This window comes from Paraburkholderia sp. Clong3 (genome assembly GCF_050436485.1).
Lineage (GTDB): Bacteria > Pseudomonadota > Gammaproteobacteria > Burkholderiales > Burkholderiaceae > Paraburkholderia > Paraburkholderia tuberum.
In genome coordinates this window covers 219,553-235,427 of sequence record NZ_JBNDMH010000003.1, presented here as the reverse complement: position 1 = coordinate 235,427, position 15,875 = coordinate 219,553, and the positions used below count along the sequence as shown (strand labels likewise).

General features: G+C 63.9%; 15 protein-coding genes. 9 read left to right on the top strand and 6 right to left on the bottom strand.

The window, feature by feature from the left end; translation table 11 throughout:
• Positions 1–191: 191 nt before the first annotated feature.
• The 3 genes from OKW30_RS24555 (at position 192) to OKW30_RS24545 (ending at position 3,042) form a co-directional block, all read left to right on the top strand.
• Positions 192–1,412 carry a XylR family transcriptional regulator gene (locus tag OKW30_RS24555; protein ID WP_429292045.1) on the top strand — a complete coding sequence of 407 codons (1,221 nt, stop codon included), beginning with the start codon at positions 192–194 and terminating at the stop codon, positions 1,410–1,412.
• A gap of 34 nt (positions 1,413–1,446) precedes the next feature.
• Positions 1,447–2,541, top strand: coding sequence for an aldose epimerase family protein (locus OKW30_RS24550; protein ID WP_429347865.1), 1,095 nt, complete (start codon positions 1,447–1,449; stop codon positions 2,539–2,541).
• Positions 2,542–2,733: 192 nt separating this feature from the next.
• Positions 2,734–3,042, top strand: a complete 309-nt coding sequence (locus tag OKW30_RS24545; RefSeq protein ID WP_184072160.1) for a DUF4148 domain-containing protein — start codon at positions 2,734–2,736, stop codon at positions 3,040–3,042.
• A gap of 188 nt (positions 3,043–3,230) precedes the next feature.
• Here OKW30_RS24545 and OKW30_RS24540 read toward each other — a convergent pair whose 3' ends face one another.
• The gene (locus OKW30_RS24540; protein WP_187628838.1) at positions 3,231–3,542 is read right to left on the bottom strand and encodes a hypothetical protein; all 312 of its coding nucleotides are present in this window, start codon (positions 3,540–3,542) and stop codon (positions 3,231–3,233) included.
• A 261-nt stretch (positions 3,543–3,803) separates the two neighbouring features.
• On the opposite strand from OKW30_RS24540, the gene OKW30_RS24535 reads away from it, so the two are divergent.
• Entirely contained in the window at positions 3,804–4,625 is an 822-nt protein-coding gene (locus OKW30_RS24535) for an isocitrate lyase/PEP mutase family protein (protein WP_429347864.1), read from the top strand.
• Between the two features lie 197 nt (positions 4,626–4,822).
• Positions 4,823–5,458, top strand: coding sequence for a helix-turn-helix domain-containing protein (locus OKW30_RS24530; protein ID WP_090808454.1), 636 nt, complete (start codon positions 4,823–4,825; stop codon positions 5,456–5,458).
• A 17-nt stretch (positions 5,459–5,475) separates the two neighbouring features.
• Here the strand turns inward: OKW30_RS24530 and OKW30_RS24525 are convergent, their stop codons facing one another.
• Both OKW30_RS24525 and OKW30_RS24520 read right to left on the bottom strand, forming a co-directional pair.
• Entirely contained in the window at positions 5,476–8,448 is a 2,973-nt protein-coding gene (locus OKW30_RS24525; protein WP_429349165.1) for an FAD-binding and (Fe-S)-binding domain-containing protein, read from the bottom strand.
• Between the two features lie 63 nt (positions 8,449–8,511).
• Positions 8,512–9,549, bottom strand: a complete 1,038-nt coding sequence (locus OKW30_RS24520) for a DUF1338 domain-containing protein (RefSeq protein ID WP_184072163.1) — start codon at positions 9,547–9,549, stop codon at positions 8,512–8,514.
• A 124-nt stretch (positions 9,550–9,673) separates the two neighbouring features.
• Between OKW30_RS24520 and OKW30_RS24515 the strand changes: the two genes are divergently transcribed.
• Positions 9,674–10,606: a LysR substrate-binding domain-containing protein gene (locus OKW30_RS24515; protein ID WP_429347863.1), complete on the top strand. Its 933-nt coding sequence runs from the start codon at positions 9,674–9,676 to the stop codon at positions 10,604–10,606.
• A gap of 57 nt (positions 10,607–10,663) precedes the next feature.
• Here OKW30_RS24515 and OKW30_RS24510 read toward each other — a convergent pair whose 3' ends face one another.
• Together OKW30_RS24510 and pcaQ are read right to left on the bottom strand one after the other, a co-directional pair.
• Positions 10,664–11,791, bottom strand: a complete 1,128-nt coding sequence (locus tag OKW30_RS24510; protein ID WP_429347862.1) for a 4-hydroxyphenylpyruvate dioxygenase family protein — start codon at positions 11,789–11,791, stop codon at positions 10,664–10,666.
• Positions 11,792–11,953: 162 nt separating this feature from the next.
• Positions 11,954–12,907: a pca operon transcription factor PcaQ gene (gene pcaQ, locus OKW30_RS24505; protein ID WP_429347861.1), complete on the bottom strand. Its 954-nt coding sequence runs from the start codon at positions 12,905–12,907 to the stop codon at positions 11,954–11,956.
• A 111-nt stretch (positions 12,908–13,018) separates the two neighbouring features.
• On the opposite strand from pcaQ, the gene pcaH reads away from it, so the two are divergent.
• Both pcaH and pcaG read left to right on the top strand, forming a co-directional pair.
• Positions 13,019–13,723: a protocatechuate 3,4-dioxygenase subunit beta gene (gene pcaH, locus OKW30_RS24500; protein WP_184072166.1), complete on the top strand. Its 705-nt coding sequence runs from the start codon at positions 13,019–13,021 to the stop codon at positions 13,721–13,723.
• A 3-nt stretch (positions 13,724–13,726) separates the two neighbouring features.
• Complete coding sequence (gene pcaG / locus OKW30_RS24495; protein ID WP_187628843.1) at positions 13,727–14,314, top strand: protocatechuate 3,4-dioxygenase subunit alpha; 588 nt, start codon at positions 13,727–13,729, stop codon at positions 14,312–14,314.
• 96 nt (positions 14,315–14,410) lie between these two features.
• On the opposite strand, the gene OKW30_RS24490 is transcribed toward pcaG, so the two are convergent.
• Complete coding sequence (locus tag OKW30_RS24490; RefSeq protein WP_090808437.1) at positions 14,411–14,677, bottom strand: H-NS family nucleoid-associated regulatory protein; 267 nt, start codon at positions 14,675–14,677, stop codon at positions 14,411–14,413.
• A gap of 490 nt (positions 14,678–15,167) precedes the next feature.
• Between OKW30_RS24490 and OKW30_RS24485 the strand changes: the two genes are divergently transcribed.
• A complete protein-coding gene (locus tag OKW30_RS24485; RefSeq protein ID WP_184057444.1) occupies positions 15,168–15,806 on the top strand; it encodes a LysE family translocator in 639 nt (212 codons plus the stop codon).
• Positions 15,807–15,875: the final 69 nt, after the last annotated feature.

The window sequence follows — 15,875 nt, the reverse complement described above, 5'->3', positions numbered from 1 at the left end:
GCACGATGTGCCGGCAATTGCGAAATTGCGCAGCGCGCTTGATGTTTCTTACCGCCCGCGCGTTTGTTTACTGCCGTCGCGCGATTCGGCGCCTAGAATAACCAGACGCTTAAAAACGGGGTTGCTCCCAGGCACCCGACACAATGGAGACAAAGGCGCGTGGTCGATCGATCCACCCGCCGCTCACTACCATGACCCGTCCACAAGCACCTCAGACAACCCATCGCATCGCGCTGCTGTTCAACGCGAACAAGGTCTACGATCGCGAGATCATCACCGGCATCGGCAACTACCTGCAGTCGACGCGCGTCGCATGGGATCTGTTCCTCGAAGAAGACTTCCGCTGCCGGCTCGCGGGTATCCAGCGCTTCGACGGCGACGGCATCATCGCCGACTTCGACGATCCCGCCGTCGACGAAGCCCTGCGCGACTGTCCACTGCCGGTGGTCGCGGTCGGTTCGTCGTACGAGGACCCGACGCAATACCCCCCGGATTTACCCTATATCGCGACCGACAACAGCAAGCTCGTGTCGCTCGCGTACACGCACCTGATCGGCGCGGGCCTCGAAAACTTCGCGCTGTACAGCCTGCCGCAGGCGCAGGAAAACCGTTGGGCGCAACAGCGCGAACTCGCCTTCGCGCATCTGCGCAGCGCCAACGGACGCAGCGCGGCGCAGATCGATAGCGAGATCTATCGCGGTCTGTCGACGAGCGCGCCGTCCTGGAACCAGGCCATCGAACAGCTGACCGCGTGGCTGCGGCAACTGCCGAAGCCGGTCGGCATCATCGCGGTGACCGACGCGCGTGCACGGCATTTGCTGCAGGCATGTCTGATCGCGGGCATTCCGGTGCCCGAGGAAGTCGCGATCATCGGCATCGACAACGATCCGCTCACGCGGACGCTGACGCGCATTCCGCTGTCGTCGGTGATCCAGGGCACCGAGGAAATGGGCCGTACCGCCGCGCACATCCTGCATCAGATGCTGCACGGCGCGCGCTTTCCGGGGCGCCGCATTCTGGTGCCGCCGGTCGGCATCAACGTCCTCGAATCGACGCGGCATCAGCCGCTCGCGAGTCCTTACGTGATGCGCGCCCGCCATTTCATTCGCCAGTACGCGTGCCAGGGCATCCGCACCGAGCAGGTGGCCGACTATGTGGGCGTATCGCGTTCGTCGCTCGAAGAGTATTTCCGGCGCGAGCGTCAGTGCACCGTGCATCAGGAGATCCTGCGCCACAAGCTCGACGTCGCGAAGTCGCTGCTCGCGAAACGCGATGCGTCGAGCGCGGAAGTCGCGATCCGTTGCGGCTTCACGTCGCTGCAATACATGTACGCGGTATTTCGCCGCGAACTCGGCTGCACGCCGCGCGAATACCAGGAGCGCGTGGGCCCGAAGACCAAAACCGCTGGCTGAGCATGCTTTCTATTTTTTTCTTCGCACTGACCACATGATCAGCATCGCACAACTCTCTTCCGAGCCGTGGGGCACGCTGCAGGGCGGCGATCGCGTACGGCTTTACACGTTGCGCAACGCGCAGGGCATGAAAGTCGCCATCAGCGACCTCGGCGCGACGCTGGTTTCGTGGCACGCACCGGATCGCACCGGACGTCTCGGCGATATTCTGCTCGGTCACGACACGCCCGCCGAATACGTGGCGGCCTCGACCTACATGGGCGGACTGATCGGCCGCTGGGCGAATCGCATTGCGGGCGCGCGCTTTTCGCTCGACGGCATCGAGTACACGCTCGATCGCAACGAAGGTCCGAATCTGCTGCACGGCGGCACGGTCGGTTTTCATCGGGCGTTGTGGGAGGTCGCCGAGGACGACGGCGCGTTGCTGATGCGGCTCGAGTCGCCCGAAGGCGATGCCGGTTTTCCGGGCAACGTGACGGTGCAAGTACGCTATTCGCTCGACGACGACGGCACGCTGACGATCGGCTACGAAGCGATCACCGACGCGCCGACGCCGCTCAATCTGACGAGCCATCCCTACTTCAACCTGACCGGGCGCGCGGGCACCGACATTCGCGGCCACGTGCTGTCGATCGACGCCGAGCGCTTTTTCGAAGTCGACGCGACGATGATTCCGTGCAAGCTCGCCGACGTCGCGGGCAACGCATTCGACTTCCGGCAGAGCGCGCCGATCGGCGGCCGGCTCGACTGGCCGCACGCGCAACTCGCGCGCGCCGGCGGCTTCGATCATTGCTATGTGCTGCGCGAGGCGCCGGCAAACGCGATGCAGGGCAACGACGGCCACGCGCCGCCGCTGCGCGACGTCGCCTGTGCATACGATCCGGGCAGCGGACGCGAACTGACCGTCGCGACCGATCAGCGGGGCTTGCAGTTTTACACGGGCAACGCGTTGAACGGCAACCCGGGACGCGGCGGTGTCCGCTATCAACGGCACGCCGGCTTGTGCCTCGAGGCGGGCGGTTTCCCGAACGAGGTCAATATGACCGGGCAGAACGAAGTGATCGCGCGACCCGGAGATACTTATCGGCAAATCACGAGTTATCGCGTCGATGTGCGCAAAGGTGTGTGACCAGATTGACGGCCGCTTTTGCGCTGTTTTACGAGAATCCGCGACGGCGAGATTACAGCTCGCCGACTACCCGTTCTTTGCAATACTGAATTAGTCGGCTAGTGGTTTTCCCCAAGTTCACCCCCCTCTAGACTGCGCTTATGGCACCGGTATCGCTGCGGTGCCGGATAGACAACTACGGAGGGAAACATCATGAAATCGCTTATCCAGGCAGTTGCGCTTACGGCCCTGATCGCTGCGCCGGTCGCGTCGTTCGCGCAATCGGAACAGCCGATCACGCGGGCCGAAGTCAAGGCAGAGGTGCAGCAACTCGAACAGATTGGCTATAACCCGGCCATCGTGCTCGATGCCCAGTATCCCGCGGACATCCAGGCGGCCGAGGCACGCGTCTCCGCGATGAAGGCGAAGGGCCAAGGCGACACGTCCGGCTATGGGTCGTCGATGGGCGGATCATCGCAAGCGGGCCATCATCCGATGTGGGTCAATCCGGACGGTCAGTGACGAGTCGCGAACGTATAGCGAATGTCCGTAGCGAGGAAAGATTCTCGAGTTGACGGCCCTTTCCCCTCTTTGCGGTTCTCGCCGTTTCGAACCGATATGAAGCGGGCGCATGTTTTCAAGGCATGCGCCCGCTCTTTACGTTTATGCGGCACTAACAACGGACCGCCAATTCTGACGCCGCGGCAGATTCACCCAGCCCGTGCCTGCGGGCATTCCGCCTGATACCAGGTGTCCACCTGCCTCTGCGCACGCTCGAGACTCGCCGGATAGTCAGGATCAAAGCGTCGTTCAGGGTGGTAGCCCGCTTGCCGCAGCGCTGTCAGTTCGCTCATGCTCCGCTGGTGCGTGGCCGGTGCCTTGTTCCTGAGGTCGGTCAGATCGCGGCATTGCGTTGCACTCAGATGCGTTTGCGCGCCGCCATTCCCGCCGCCAGCGGCGCAGCCAACGAGCGTGAGCACCAACACGGCAGGGATCGACCGCATCTGGGTCGCGATGTTCATGTTGTGCCTCCTTTGGGGAAATGACCTCGTCGCGAATGCCGTCTTCCCACGCGGCCCTTCGCATCTCTGAACCGGCTTCTTCGCCTGTCGTCATTTTGAATGATTGGAAACGTCTGTGAAAGTCGCCACCCATTTCATCAACCACGGTTTCGATACGGACATAGACTTTCCCCTGGTGAATGCCGATTCGCCTGCGCAACAGTTGGCGCGGCGTTTTCCCCTCAACGAGGGAGCCGCTCCCTCACACCAAGGAGACATGCGATGCCCCGCACCGCCGCTGAAAAACGCGCCGCTTTCCGCGCGCTGCACTCGTCTGGCTGTTTCGTGCTGCCCAATCCGTGGGACGCGGGCAGCGCCCGTTATCTGCATACGCTCGGCTTCAAGGCGCTCGCGACGACGAGTTCCGGTTTTGCGTGGTCGACCGGACATGCGGACAACACATTGCCGCGCGAAACGATCCTCGCGCACCTGCGCGCAATCGTCGACGCGACCGATCTGCCGGTCAACGCCGACCTCGAAAACGGCTTCGGCCGCGACCCGGAAGAAGTCGCCGAGAGCGTGACGCTCGCGGTGGAAACGGGCGTCGCGGGTCTGTCGATCGAGGACTCGACCGGCAACCCCGCCGCGCCGTTGTTTCCGGTCGACGTCGCCGTGCAGCGGCTCGGCGCGGCCCGCCGTGCGATCGATCAGAACGGCGGCGACACGCTGCTCGTCGGCCGCGCGGAGAATTTCTTCGCCGGCAAGCCCGATCTCGACGATGCCATTGCGCGTCTGAAGGCCTATGCGGCGGCGGGCGCCGACTGCCTGTATGCGCCCGGCATCCAGACGCGCGAGCAGATCGAAGCGGTCGTCGCGGCCGTCGCGCCGAAGCCCGTCAATCTGCTGATCGGCTCGACATCGACCCTGACGTTGCAGGACGTGGCCGCGCTCGGCGTGCGGCGGATCAGCGTCGGCGGCGGGCTCGCGCGCGCGGCGTGGGGTGGCTTCATGCACGCCGCTCAGGCGCTGGCCGATGGCCGCTTCGACTTCACCGGCGCGACGGCGGGCACGCAGCTCAATGAGCTTTTCAATCGCAGCGCGTGAAAAACGCCGCGCAAAGGACGCCTCATCAACGTGAGATCGCCACGCTGCGTCGAACTCACCGGAAAAGCCGCGACGTTTCCGATGAGAAAAGCGCACGAACACCTGAATCGGCGCATAAAGGCCCCGGCCACGCCAAATGTTATGATCGGAAACATTATTCGCCCGATCAAGCGCATACCTGACCAGCGGCAAGCCTCATGGACACCCACCTCACCAAATCCGCCGACACGTCCTCCACCGATCTCGGCCGGCGCGTGCGCGCCGCCCGTCAAGCGCAGGATCTGACGCTCGAAACCGCGAGCCGCCTGTGCGGTGTCTCGCGCTCGACGCTGTCGAAGGTCGAAAACGGCCTGATGTCCCCCACGTTCGACGTGCTGCAAAAAATCGTGCTGGGCCTGAAGATCGAAATTGGCGAACTGTTCGGCTCGACGCCGAAAGTCAGCGCGAGCGGCCGGCGCGCGCTGACGCGCAAGAACGAAGGCCAGCGCCACGCTTATCGCGGCTATCAGATGGAGTTGCTCGCCACCGACCTGGCGCACAAGGCGATGCTGCCGTTTCGCATCCGCATCTCGGCGCACACGCTCGATGCATTCGACGACTGGGGCCGCCACGAAGGCGAGGAGTTTCTCTACGTGATCAGCGGCAGCGTGTGCCTCTATTCGGAGCTGTACGCGCCGACACATCTGAACACGGGCGACAGCCTCTACTTCGACAGCCGCACGGGTCACGCGGCGGTGTCGACCAGCGAGGAAGACGCCGAAGTGTTGTGGATGGCGACCAATGCGGACCTTCCGCATACACCGCCTGCCGCGAACGAGTCAGCGAAGAAATAAAATAGCGCGCCCTGCACTCAGCGCGCCGCCAGCGCCCGTTGCGCGAGTTGCGCGATATGCAGTGCGTGTCGCCCTGTGCCGTGCTCGATCTGCTCGCGACAACTGAAGCCGTTGGTCAGCACGATCGTTTCCGCATTCGCCGCCATAGCGTCGCGCACGGCCTCAAACATGTCCTCGCCGATCTTTTCCGACAATGCGTGATGCTCGGTGTTGAAGCCGAACGATCCCGCCATCCCGCAGCAGCCGGTATCGAGCAGCTTCCATTTGACGCCGAGCTTGTTCAGCAACGCCGTGTCGCCCTGCATGCCGAATAGCGCCTTCTGATGACAATGGCCATGCACGATCACATCGGCCGCGAGCGTCGGCCACTCGAACGGCTGACGCGCGACGAAATCGGCAAACAGATATGTTTGCGCGGACAGCTTCTTCGCCAACGCATGATCGGGGAGTTGCTTCAGCAACTCGTCCTTGAACACCGATAGACAGCCAGGTTCCAGACCGACCAGCGGCACGCCGGCGGCGATGTCGTCCGCGAGGTCGTCGACGATATGCGTGAGCAGCTCGCGCGCGCGTTCGAGCAGGCCGAAGTCGTACAGCGGACGCCCGCAACACAAACGTTTCTTCGGCAACACGACGTGCCAGCCGAGTTGCGTGAGCACCTCAGCGGCGGCCTGCGCGATCTCGGGCGTGAAGTGCTCGTTGAATGTATCGACCCACAGGATCACCTTCTTTGCGTCGCCGCCGAGCGCATGAATCGCGGATGCTTGCGACGACGCACTCCGTCTATAAGTTGCAGCGGCGAACCGCGGCAACGCACGCGTCTGCGCCACACCCGCGATCCATTTGCCGAGCGCGGACAAAACGGGCGCCGTCGTCAGAAAGTTCGTCGCGCGCGGAAAACGTGCGGCCCACGGTGCCCATTCGCCGATTCGTCCCATGAACAGCGCCTGACGCGGCCGACGATTGTTCTCATAGTAGTGGGAAAGGAACTCCGCCTTGTACGACGCCATGTCCGTATGCGTCGGGCAATCGGACTTGCAGCCCTTGCATGCGAGGCAGGTATCGAGCGCTTCTTTCACTTCGCGGCTGTTCCAGCCGTCGGCGATCACGTCGCCTTGCAGCATTTCCCAGAACAGATGCGCACGCCCGCGCGTCGAGTACTTTTCCTCGCGCGTGCCGCGATAGCTCGGACACATCGTGCCGCCTTCGAGCGAGCGGCATTTGCCCATGCCGATGCAGCGTTCGATCGCACGCTGAAAGCCGTCGCCTTCCTGGCTCGCGAACGCGAGCTTCGTATGCAGCGTCACCGGCTTGTACGCAAGGCCCATGCGCAGGTTTTCGTCGGCGCGGTATGCATGCACGACTTTGCCCGGATTCAGACGATTCGCCGGGTCCCAGATCGCCTTGAACTGCTCCATCGCCTGCATCAGCTCGGGGCCGTACATGATCGGCAGAAACTCGGCCTTCGCCTGGCCATCGCCGTGTTCGCCCGACAGCGAGCCGCCGAATTCGACCACCAGTTCCGCCGCTTCGCGCAAGAACCCGCGCCACGTCGCGATACCTTCCGCGCTGCGCAGATCGAATGTGATGCGCGCGTGCACGCAGCCGTCGCCGAAATGGCCGTACAGGCTCGTCTCGTAGCCATGGCGATCGACGAGCGCCTGAAACGCGCGCAGATAATCGCCGAGCCGCAGCGGATCGACCGCCGCGTCTTCCCAGCCGACGACCGGATCGGGCTTGTCGCGATCCACTGACAACGCGACCGCCGACGCCCCTGTCTCGCGAATCGACCACACCTTCGCCTGCAAGGCGCGATCTTCGACGAGCATCGTCGAGATTTGCGGCCCGGCCGCGCCCGATTGGAAATACGCGGCCGCGTCGCGTGCCTGTTGCAGCACCTCGTCCTGTGTGTCCGCGCCGAATTCGAGCACGACCCACGCATCGCCTTCGGGCAGCAGTGCGATCTCGTCCTTCTTCAGGCCGCGCGACTGCAAGCCGCGAATGATCGCGCGGTCGAGTCCCTCGACCGCGATCGGCCCGCAGCGCATGAAATGCGGCACCGCGTCCGCCGCCGTATAGATGTCGGTAAAGCCGACCACGACGATCACGCGCCTGGCCGGACTCTTCACGAGCCTCACTTTCGCCTGCAACGTGACCGCGCACGTGCCTTCGCTACCGACGAGCGCACGCGCGACGTTGAAGCCGTTTTCCGGCAGCAGTTGATCGAGATTGAAGCCCGACACGCGCCGCTTGATCTGCGGGAATTTCGCGCGAATCCGTTCGGCGTAGGTGTCGCGCAGTTGCTCGAGCGCCGCGTAGATTTCGCCTTGTCGGCCACCCGCCGCGATGATGCGTTCGAGTTCTTCCCCGGAGGTCGGGCCGACCCAGAAACGCGCGCCGTCGAAGGTCGCGATTTCGAGCGCTTCGATGTTCTCGACGGTCTTACCGGCCATCACCGAATGCGCGCCGCACGAGTTGTTCGCGATCATGCCGCCGAGCGTGCAGCGGCTATGCGTGGCGGGATCGGGTGCGAACGTGAGGCCGTGCTGTTCGGCGGCATCGCGCAAGGAGTCGCACACCACGCCCGGCTCGACGACCGCGACGCCCGCGAGCGGATCGATCGAGACGACGCGGTTCAGATACTTGCTCGCGTCGGCCACGACCGCGACGTTTACGCATTGGCCGTTCTGCGACGTGCCGCCACCGCGCGCGAGAAACGGCACGTCGTTGCGACGGCATGCGGCGAGCGTTGCGAGCAGATCGTCGATATCGGCCGGCACCACGACACCGAGCGGGACTTGCCGATAGTTCGACGCATCCGATGCGTACAATGCTTTGGAACCCTGATCGAATCGCACCTCGCCGCGCACGTGCTGGCGCAGGTCGCTTTCGAGCGCCTGCAATAGCTCCGCGCTGGCCGAGAAAGGCGTGGCGACACGCGGTTCATTCAAAGCGCCCCGCTGCGCGCCAACCCGCCGCTCTTCATCCAATGACAATGACGTCCCCACTGCGCACCTCGTCTGCGATGCCGGCGCTCGCGCCGCCGTAAGCGCTCAGGCCGCCTGGCTCGCGGTCATCCGGAAGATGCCCTGTGCGTTGCCCGCGTCGAAACGCAGGTCCGTTTCCCAGCGGCGCGCGTCCTGATCGAAACTGCGCTTGCGCGTAATGAATTCGTAGAACGAGCCCGGCACGTCGCGCGTGACGACGCTGCCGTCGGCCGCGCAAAATTCACGCTGCACGACATCCGCGCGATACGCGGTCTGGAACACGCGGCCCGAACGCGAATGCTCGACTTCGGGCTTCATCGGCCGACCCTTCGCCTTCTGTTCGTCCGACAACTTGAAGACGTCCGCGACGCGATCGGTCGCGTGATTGAACGCGTTACCTTCGGTCGCGATCCACGCCATCTCCGCCGATTCCTTCAACAATACTTCGTAATCGGCTTCGCGTGGCATGTCGTGCTGACGCGCGAACGCACCGACGATCACCGGTAGCAACTCCTGCGCCGCATCGAGCGGCAGCACGCCATCGCGTTCGAGTTCCCACAAGAGGCCATGGGCGCGCGGCGTCAACGGATCGCGCGAGGCACCGATCACGTTCGTCACCGCCTGCTGGAACGCCGCGGAAAAACGCTCCGGGTGCAGTTCGCTGACGAAGAACTGCGCGATCTCGTCGGCGGCGTCCTCATGCGCCCACGCGCGGCCTGTCATGCCGAGACGATCGAGCGGGTAACGGCCGTTGATCCGAAAGCCGAGCGGCCGCAGGATGCGCGCGAACGCGGCCTCGCCGGGCGGCAGCGCGCCGCTGTGCGGCCAGCGCACGGTGCGCAGCGCGCCATGATCGAAGTACACGCTGCCGCCGGCGGCGACGGTTTCCTCCGTATAGCGGCGGCCGTTTTCCGAGCGCGCGAGCAGATCGTCGAACAGCGCCATGTTCATCGCCTGTGCGAGTTCGGCGCGCGTGACGCTGCCGCTTTCCCACTCGTTCAACACACGCGGATGATTCAGCGTCGCAAACAGGCGCGCGGCTTTCTCCGCGCCCAGCAGCTTCACCAGCAGTTGTTCGACGTTCGCATTCTTCAGGTTTCGCATCCGGCTTCTCCACGCTATACGTTGAGCGCTGCACGAGCGCCTCATAACGGGCGAAATTATTCAAAATGCGCTGTGCCCCGTAAAGCGAGATAAACTCGCCACTTGATGCGTTTCTGGAATTAACGTGCGAAAGTTCAAGATTCCCAACATGGGCGCGCTGCTCGCGTTCGAAGCCGCCGCGCGGCACCAGAGCTTCACGCATGCGGCGCGCGAACTGTTCCTCACCGAAAGCGCGGTGTCGCGACAGATCAATACGCTCGAAAGCAATCTCGGCGTGCGGCTATTCGTGCGCGTCAAGCAACGCGTGGTGCTGACGCGCGCGGGCAAGGTCTACAGCGCGCAGGTGCGACGCTCGCTCGAACACCTCGATCGCGACACGCTATCGATCATCGCGCACGGCAGCGGCGGCGGCTATCTGGAACTCGCGGTATTGCCGACGTTCGCATCGCAATGGCTGATTCCGCGCATGGCCACATTCAATGAACAATACCCGGACGTGCGCGTGAACATGGGCGTGCGTACCGCGACGTTCCCGTTCGCCGAGACGCATTTCGAAGCGGCAATTCACTACGGCAAGCCGACGTGGCCGGGTACGTCGGCCGATTTTCTGTTCCGCGAGGAAGTGGTGCCGGTCTGCGCAGAGAGTCTGCTGAAGCGGCCGGTTCGCAACGTCGCCGAACTACTCAACTATCCGCTGCTGCATTCGACGACGCGACCCGACGGCTGGGCGAGCTGGTTCGCGAATTTCGGCGTCGACGACAACCGCACGATGCAGGGCGTGCGCTACGAACTGCACACGATGCTGATCAGCGCTGCCGCGGCCGGACTCGGCATCGCGCTGGTGCCGCGCTTTTTCGTCGACACGCAGTTGCAGCAGTTCGGTCTCGTGATTCCGTTCGACACACCCGCGCTCGCCGAGGCCGCGTACTACCTTGTCTATCCGACCGAGTTGAGTCACGGCAAGCCGCTCGCGAGTTTCCGCGAGTGGCTGCTGCGTGAGGCCGCCGCATACGGCGCGATTTATCCGGAGTTGGTGGAGCGGCCCGAGGGGGCGTGAGGTGACGAAAGCCGCATGCGTAAGTGATCCAATCATGCATGCGACTACGCGCAGTGTTCAGCTGCCGGTGCGCGCCTGGGCCAATGCGGCGAGATTGCCTTCGCCGAAGCCATGATGTCCCTGGCGTTGCACGATCTCGAAGAAAATCTCGCCGGCGCGGCGGCGCACGAAGGTCTGGAAAAACAGCAGCGGCACGCCGTCCGCGCCGATCTCGCCATCTACGAGCACGTGCGTGCGCCGCAGTCGCTCGACATCGAGCCCGTGGCCCGGCAAACGTGCATCGAGCTGCTCGTAGTAGCGCGGCGGCGGCTCGACGAATTCGACGCCGTTCGCGAGCAGACGCTCGACGCACGCGAAGATGTCGTCGGTGGCGAGCGCGATGTGCTGCACGCCTTCGCCCGGATGATCGGGCAAATACTCGTGCATCAGGTCGGTCCGACCCGTGCCTTCCTCGTACAGCGGCACGCGGATCGCGCCGCACGGCGACACCATCACGCGCGATTCCGCCGACACATGCCAGTTGGCGTGCAGCTCGTGGATCTCGCGGAAATTCAGCAGGTCGCGATAGAAGTCGATCCACTCCTGCATGCGGCCTTCGCCAACGGTTTGCGTCAGATGGTCGACCGCGATCAGGCCGCTGCCCGCATGATTCAGATCGGCTGCGGCCGTGTCGATTTCGATGGGCCGGAAGTCGATGTCGAAGATCGAGATATCGCCGAGGCCGCCGCGCTGACCGCCTCGCCCGCGCCAACGATCGACGAAATAGATGTGCGAATCGCCGATGCCTTGAATGGCCGGAATCAGCAGTTCGCCGGCACCGAGGCGTTCGCCTTCGAACGCCCACGCGCCGAGTTCCACCGCGCGTTCGAACGCGCGCTGCGCGTCGGCGACGCGAATCCCGATCGCGCAGATGCCGACCCCGTATTCTTCCGCGTAGCGCGCTGCGAACGAATCGGGCTCCGCGTTGATCAGGAAATTCATCTCGCCCTGGCGATACAGCGTCACATCCTTGCTGATATGACGCGCGATCGCCTTGAAGCCGAGCCGCGTGAAGGTCTCGCCGAGCGCCTGCGGATCGCGCGCGGCGAACTCGACGAACTCGAGGCCGGCCGTGCCGAGCGGATTGTGCTGCGGCGCCAATACGGCGCGCTGCGCGGCCTCTGGAGTGGGCAAGTCGCTGGGCATGGCAATCTCCTTGTACGGTCTTTCGACGCGGGGCCGGTCTTTCCGGGTTCGGCGCGAAGTGTTCCGGTCGTTCGCGAGGGGCTGCGTGGTGCGTGCTCGCTCGTGGCGCGCACGCGGCGTGCCGCAGGAACAACGGTCTGCGGCGGCTTTCGCACCGTGTTTTTACACCGGGTCGCGGGGCGTTCGCAACCGTCTGCCCCGCGCGACCTCGCGCACCGCCTCGATGAACGCGCGTCCCACCGTCGACGGCTGCGTATCCGAGCGACGAATCAGCCCCACCGGCTCGCCGGTGCCCGCAAACGGCAGCGGCAAGCGCACCAGCATGCCGTGCGCGAGTTCGTATTCGACCGCGCTTTGCGGCACGAACCACACCGCGCCGTTTTCGAGCGTCAGCGCGCGCCCCGTCGATACCGACAACACCTCGACGAACGCCGACAACGGCGGCACGCCCCACGCGCCGAGCAGGCTCTCGGCCGATTGGCGGATCAGCGTGCCGAACGGCGGCAGCACGATCGGAAATTCCTCCAGCGACGTGGCGGGCGAGGCCTTCCCTTGCGCCAGCGGATGCCCGGCGCGCACGACCGCGATCAGCGGCTCGGTAAACAGTTGCTCGAAACTCAGGCCGACCATCCGCTCCGGGTCCGCGAGGCGGCCGATCGCGAATTCGATCGACCCCGCTTTCAGGCGTTCGAGCAATTCCGGATTTGCGCCGGTCGCGAGGCGCACGATCACGCGCGGCCACTGCGTCGCGAACTGTCTCAGCACGGGCGGTACCAGCACCGCGGCGACAGTGGGCAGCACACCGACTTCGAGCGTCGCGGCGGCCGCGCCCTCGGCCCGCGCAAGCAGATCGACGCCCTGGCGCAGCGCGCTCACGCAGGCGCTCGCGTGCGGCATGAAAAGCTGCCCCTCGCGCGTCGGCACCGCGCCGTGACGGCCGCGCTCGAACAGCTTCACGCCGAGAATGGTCTCCAGCTCGGCGACCGTCTTCGATACCGCCGGCTGCGTGATGGACAAACTGTCCGCCGCCCGCTGGACGCTGCCGAACTGCGCGACGGCCAGAAAGCACTGGAGATGACGGAATTTGACGCGGCTATCCGCGAGACTGCGTTGCATAACGGAAGGTTATACGAAACGGGCAAAAACGTCATTTTTCATAACCACACGCTTTGTATAAAGTGCGAGTCATAACGTCGCATCCCGCGATTCCTCCAACGGAGACACCTCATGGAAGATTCAATTCTTTCGCCGCGAGATTTCGCGTCCCATCCCGAGTACATCTATCCGCCGTACGGTTCGTCGGTCAAACGCGGTCCGTCGCGTCCGCTGATTCCGCTGAAGGAGCGGCTGCGCGACCAGCGCGTACCGGTCTACGGCACCGACGACCTCGACCCGCTCGACAGCGACCTGACCCGCAACGCGGTGCGCAATGGCGAACCGCTCGGCGAGCGCATCATCGTGACCGGCCGTGTGCTCGACGAAGGCGGCCGCCCGGTGCGCAACACGCTGGTGGAAGTGTGGCAAGCGAACGCCGCCGGCCGCTATGTGCACAAGGCCGACCAGCACGACGCGCCGCTCGACCCGAACTTCCTCGGCGCGGGCCGCTGCATCACCGACAACGAAGGCCGTTACCGCTTCATGAGCATCAAGCCGGGCGCGTATCCGTGGGGCAACCATCCGAACGCCTGGCGTCCGCAGCACATCCATTTCTCGCTGTTCGGCGACCACTTCGGCTCGCGTCTCGTCACGCAGATGTACTTTCCCGGCGATCCGCTGCTCGCATTCGACCCGATCTACCAGGGCACGCCCGAGCACGCCCGCGAGCGCATGATCTCGAAGTTCTCGCTCGACACCACGCAAGAGGCCTACGCGCTCGGCTACGATTTCGACATCGTGCTGCGCGGCCCGAACGAAACCCCGATGGAGCGCTAAGCCATGACGACTCTCAAGCAAACGCCTTCGCAAACCGTTGGTCCGTACTTCGCCTACGGTCTTTGTCCGCAGCAATACGATTTCGACTTCAAGAGCCTGTTCACGAACGTTCTGGCCGACATGGAATCGGCCGGCGAGCACATCACGATCGTCGGTCAGGTGTTCGACGGCGACGGCAAGGTGATCGGCGACGCGATGATCGAGATGTCGCAAGTCGACTCGAACGGCCACTATCCGGAATCGCGCGAAGAAATTTTGAAGACCGGCTTTCACGGCTTTGCGCGCGTCGGTACGGGCACGGATCCGCACAAGCGCTTCATCGTCGAGACGGTGAAGCCGGGCCGCGCGAATCCCGACGAAGCGCCGCACATCGACGTAATCCTGACGATGCGCGGCATGCTGCTGCACACGTTCACGCGCATCTATTTCGAGGACGAAGCGCAGGCGAACGAGCAGGACACCGTGCTGGCGTCGGTGCCGGCCGAGCGCCGTAATACGCTGATCGCGCGCCGCGTTGCCGGTACGGCCAACGTGTATCGCTTCGACATCCACATGCAGGGCGATCAGGAAACCGTGTTTTTCGACCTGTGATGCGCGATTCGTCGCGAGACTCCGAGCCGTAAAGATCGAGCCCGCCTTGCGCGGGCTTTTTTTCGCGCGGGCGTTTCGCGGTGCGCCTGCGCGCGCTCAGCAGCGGAAATGATCGATGCTTTGTCCGGCGTGAATCGCGCGCGCGAGCCACGCCGGTTTATCGCCGCGACCGTCCCACGTGTTACCGAACGCGTCGCGATACAGCACCGCGGCCACGGCGTTCGCATCGGCTTCGAGCGATTCGGCCAGCGCTTCGAATGTGATGCCGTGGTCGTCCATGCGTCGGCGGATCCACGCGATCATGCGCTCGCGCAGGTTCTCGTCGCGTTCGAACAGTCGTTGTTGTCCTTCTCGTTGTTTCATAACGTATTGGTGTCGCAGCTCTTGCTGGCATTAGACAAACGGGCAACTCGCATAGCAACGCGAGGCTCGTGCGTAATTCAATTTGAATGGAAGCAATTCGACGAATTCACGCGATCCATGCAAATGCGTGAAAACCCGCATTTGCTAGTGATGCCTGTCAGATCCTGAATTAAAGCGCCTGAAGTAAAGCGCCTGAGTTGAAGCGCTGGGATCAACCGAATCGGCTACTCGAAAAATCGGCGTGGCTCGAATTGCGCCCGTGTTTCGCGTCGTGCGTCGCCTCGTCGTGACCAGGGAGCTTCCGCGTATGGAAAGTCATTCTAGCATTCGATGTATTTTGGCCGCAGCAAAGAACTTTTTCTAATTTCACTGATTGCACGACTTCCGGGTTTTCGCTATTCGTGGCTTCCGCCGCGCGATTGGCGGACAATGCGAGACTCTGTATTCGCCCAGAACATCTGGCATCGGCCCGACATCAGGAGACACGACCATGCCCGCCTCGACCGCCATCCTCACGATCCTCGCCGCGCTGCTATTGGGCGCGATGAGTCCGGGGCCCAGCTTCGTCATCGTCGCACGCAATGCGATCGGTCTGTCGCGCGGCGACGGTCTCGCGACAGCGCTCGGCATGGGTATCGGCGGTGTGTTTTTTAGCGGCATCGCGCTGCTCGGGCTCTATACGCTGCTCGCGACGGTCGAATGGCTCTACGTCGGGCTGAAAGTGGCCGGCGGCGTCTACCTGGTCTATCTGGCGTCGAAAATCTGGCGCGGCGCCGCGAAGCCGCTCGCGTTCAGCGAAACGCGAACCGGCAGCGGCGGCAATCCGCGCAAGTCGTTCTGGATCGGCTTGAGCACGCAGCTCAGCAATCCGAAAACGGCGGTCTATTACGGCAGTATCTTCGCTGCGCTGCTGCCGCAGCATCCGCCGGTGTGGTGCTATTTCGCGCTGCCGCCGGCGATCTTCGCGATCGAGGCGGGCTGGTACACGATCGTCGCACTGTGCTTTTCGAGCCAACGGCCGCGCGAAATCTATCTGCGCTGGAAGGGGTGGATCGATCGGATCGCCGCGAGCGCGGTGACCGCGCTGGGCCTGCGGCTGATTTTTAACGCGCACAAGGTGGGAATTTGACGGCAACACGAAGCGGCGCGCACCGTCGCGACTCGATGCGCGCCACTCGCGCCGCCCTGAGTCAGCGGT

Coding starts and splice junctions, on each gene's coding strand:
- OKW30_RS24555 (WP_429292045.1), top strand. CDS start 192: ATGACCCGTCCACAAGCACCTCAGACAACCCATCGCATCGCGCTGCTG.
- OKW30_RS24550 (WP_429347865.1), top strand. CDS start 1,447: ATGATCAGCATCGCACAACTCTCTTCCGAGCCGTGGGGCACGCTGCAG.
- OKW30_RS24545 (WP_184072160.1), top strand. CDS start 2,734: ATGAAATCGCTTATCCAGGCAGTTGCGCTTACGGCCCTGATCGCTGCG.
- OKW30_RS24540 (WP_187628838.1), bottom strand. CDS start 3,542: ATGAACATCGCGACCCAGATGCGGTCGATCCCTGCCGTGTTGGTGCTC.
- OKW30_RS24535 (WP_429347864.1), top strand. CDS start 3,804: ATGCCCCGCACCGCCGCTGAAAAACGCGCCGCTTTCCGCGCGCTGCAC.
- OKW30_RS24530 (WP_090808454.1), top strand. CDS start 4,823: ATGGACACCCACCTCACCAAATCCGCCGACACGTCCTCCACCGATCTC.
- OKW30_RS24520 (WP_184072163.1), bottom strand. CDS start 9,549: ATGCGAAACCTGAAGAATGCGAACGTCGAACAACTGCTGGTGAAGCTG.
- OKW30_RS24510 (WP_429347862.1), bottom strand. CDS start 11,791: ATGCCCAGCGACTTGCCCACTCCAGAGGCCGCGCAGCGCGCCGTATTG.
- pcaQ (WP_429347861.1), bottom strand. CDS start 12,907: ATGCAACGCAGTCTCGCGGATAGCCGCGTCAAATTCCGTCATCTCCAG.
- pcaH (WP_184072166.1), top strand. CDS start 13,019: ATGGAAGATTCAATTCTTTCGCCGCGAGATTTCGCGTCCCATCCCGAG.
- pcaG (WP_187628843.1), top strand. CDS start 13,727: ATGACGACTCTCAAGCAAACGCCTTCGCAAACCGTTGGTCCGTACTTC.
- OKW30_RS24490 (WP_090808437.1), bottom strand. CDS start 14,677: ATGAAACAACGAGAAGGACAACAACGACTGTTCGAACGCGACGAGAAC.
- OKW30_RS24485 (WP_184057444.1), top strand. CDS start 15,168: ATGCCCGCCTCGACCGCCATCCTCACGATCCTCGCCGCGCTGCTATTG.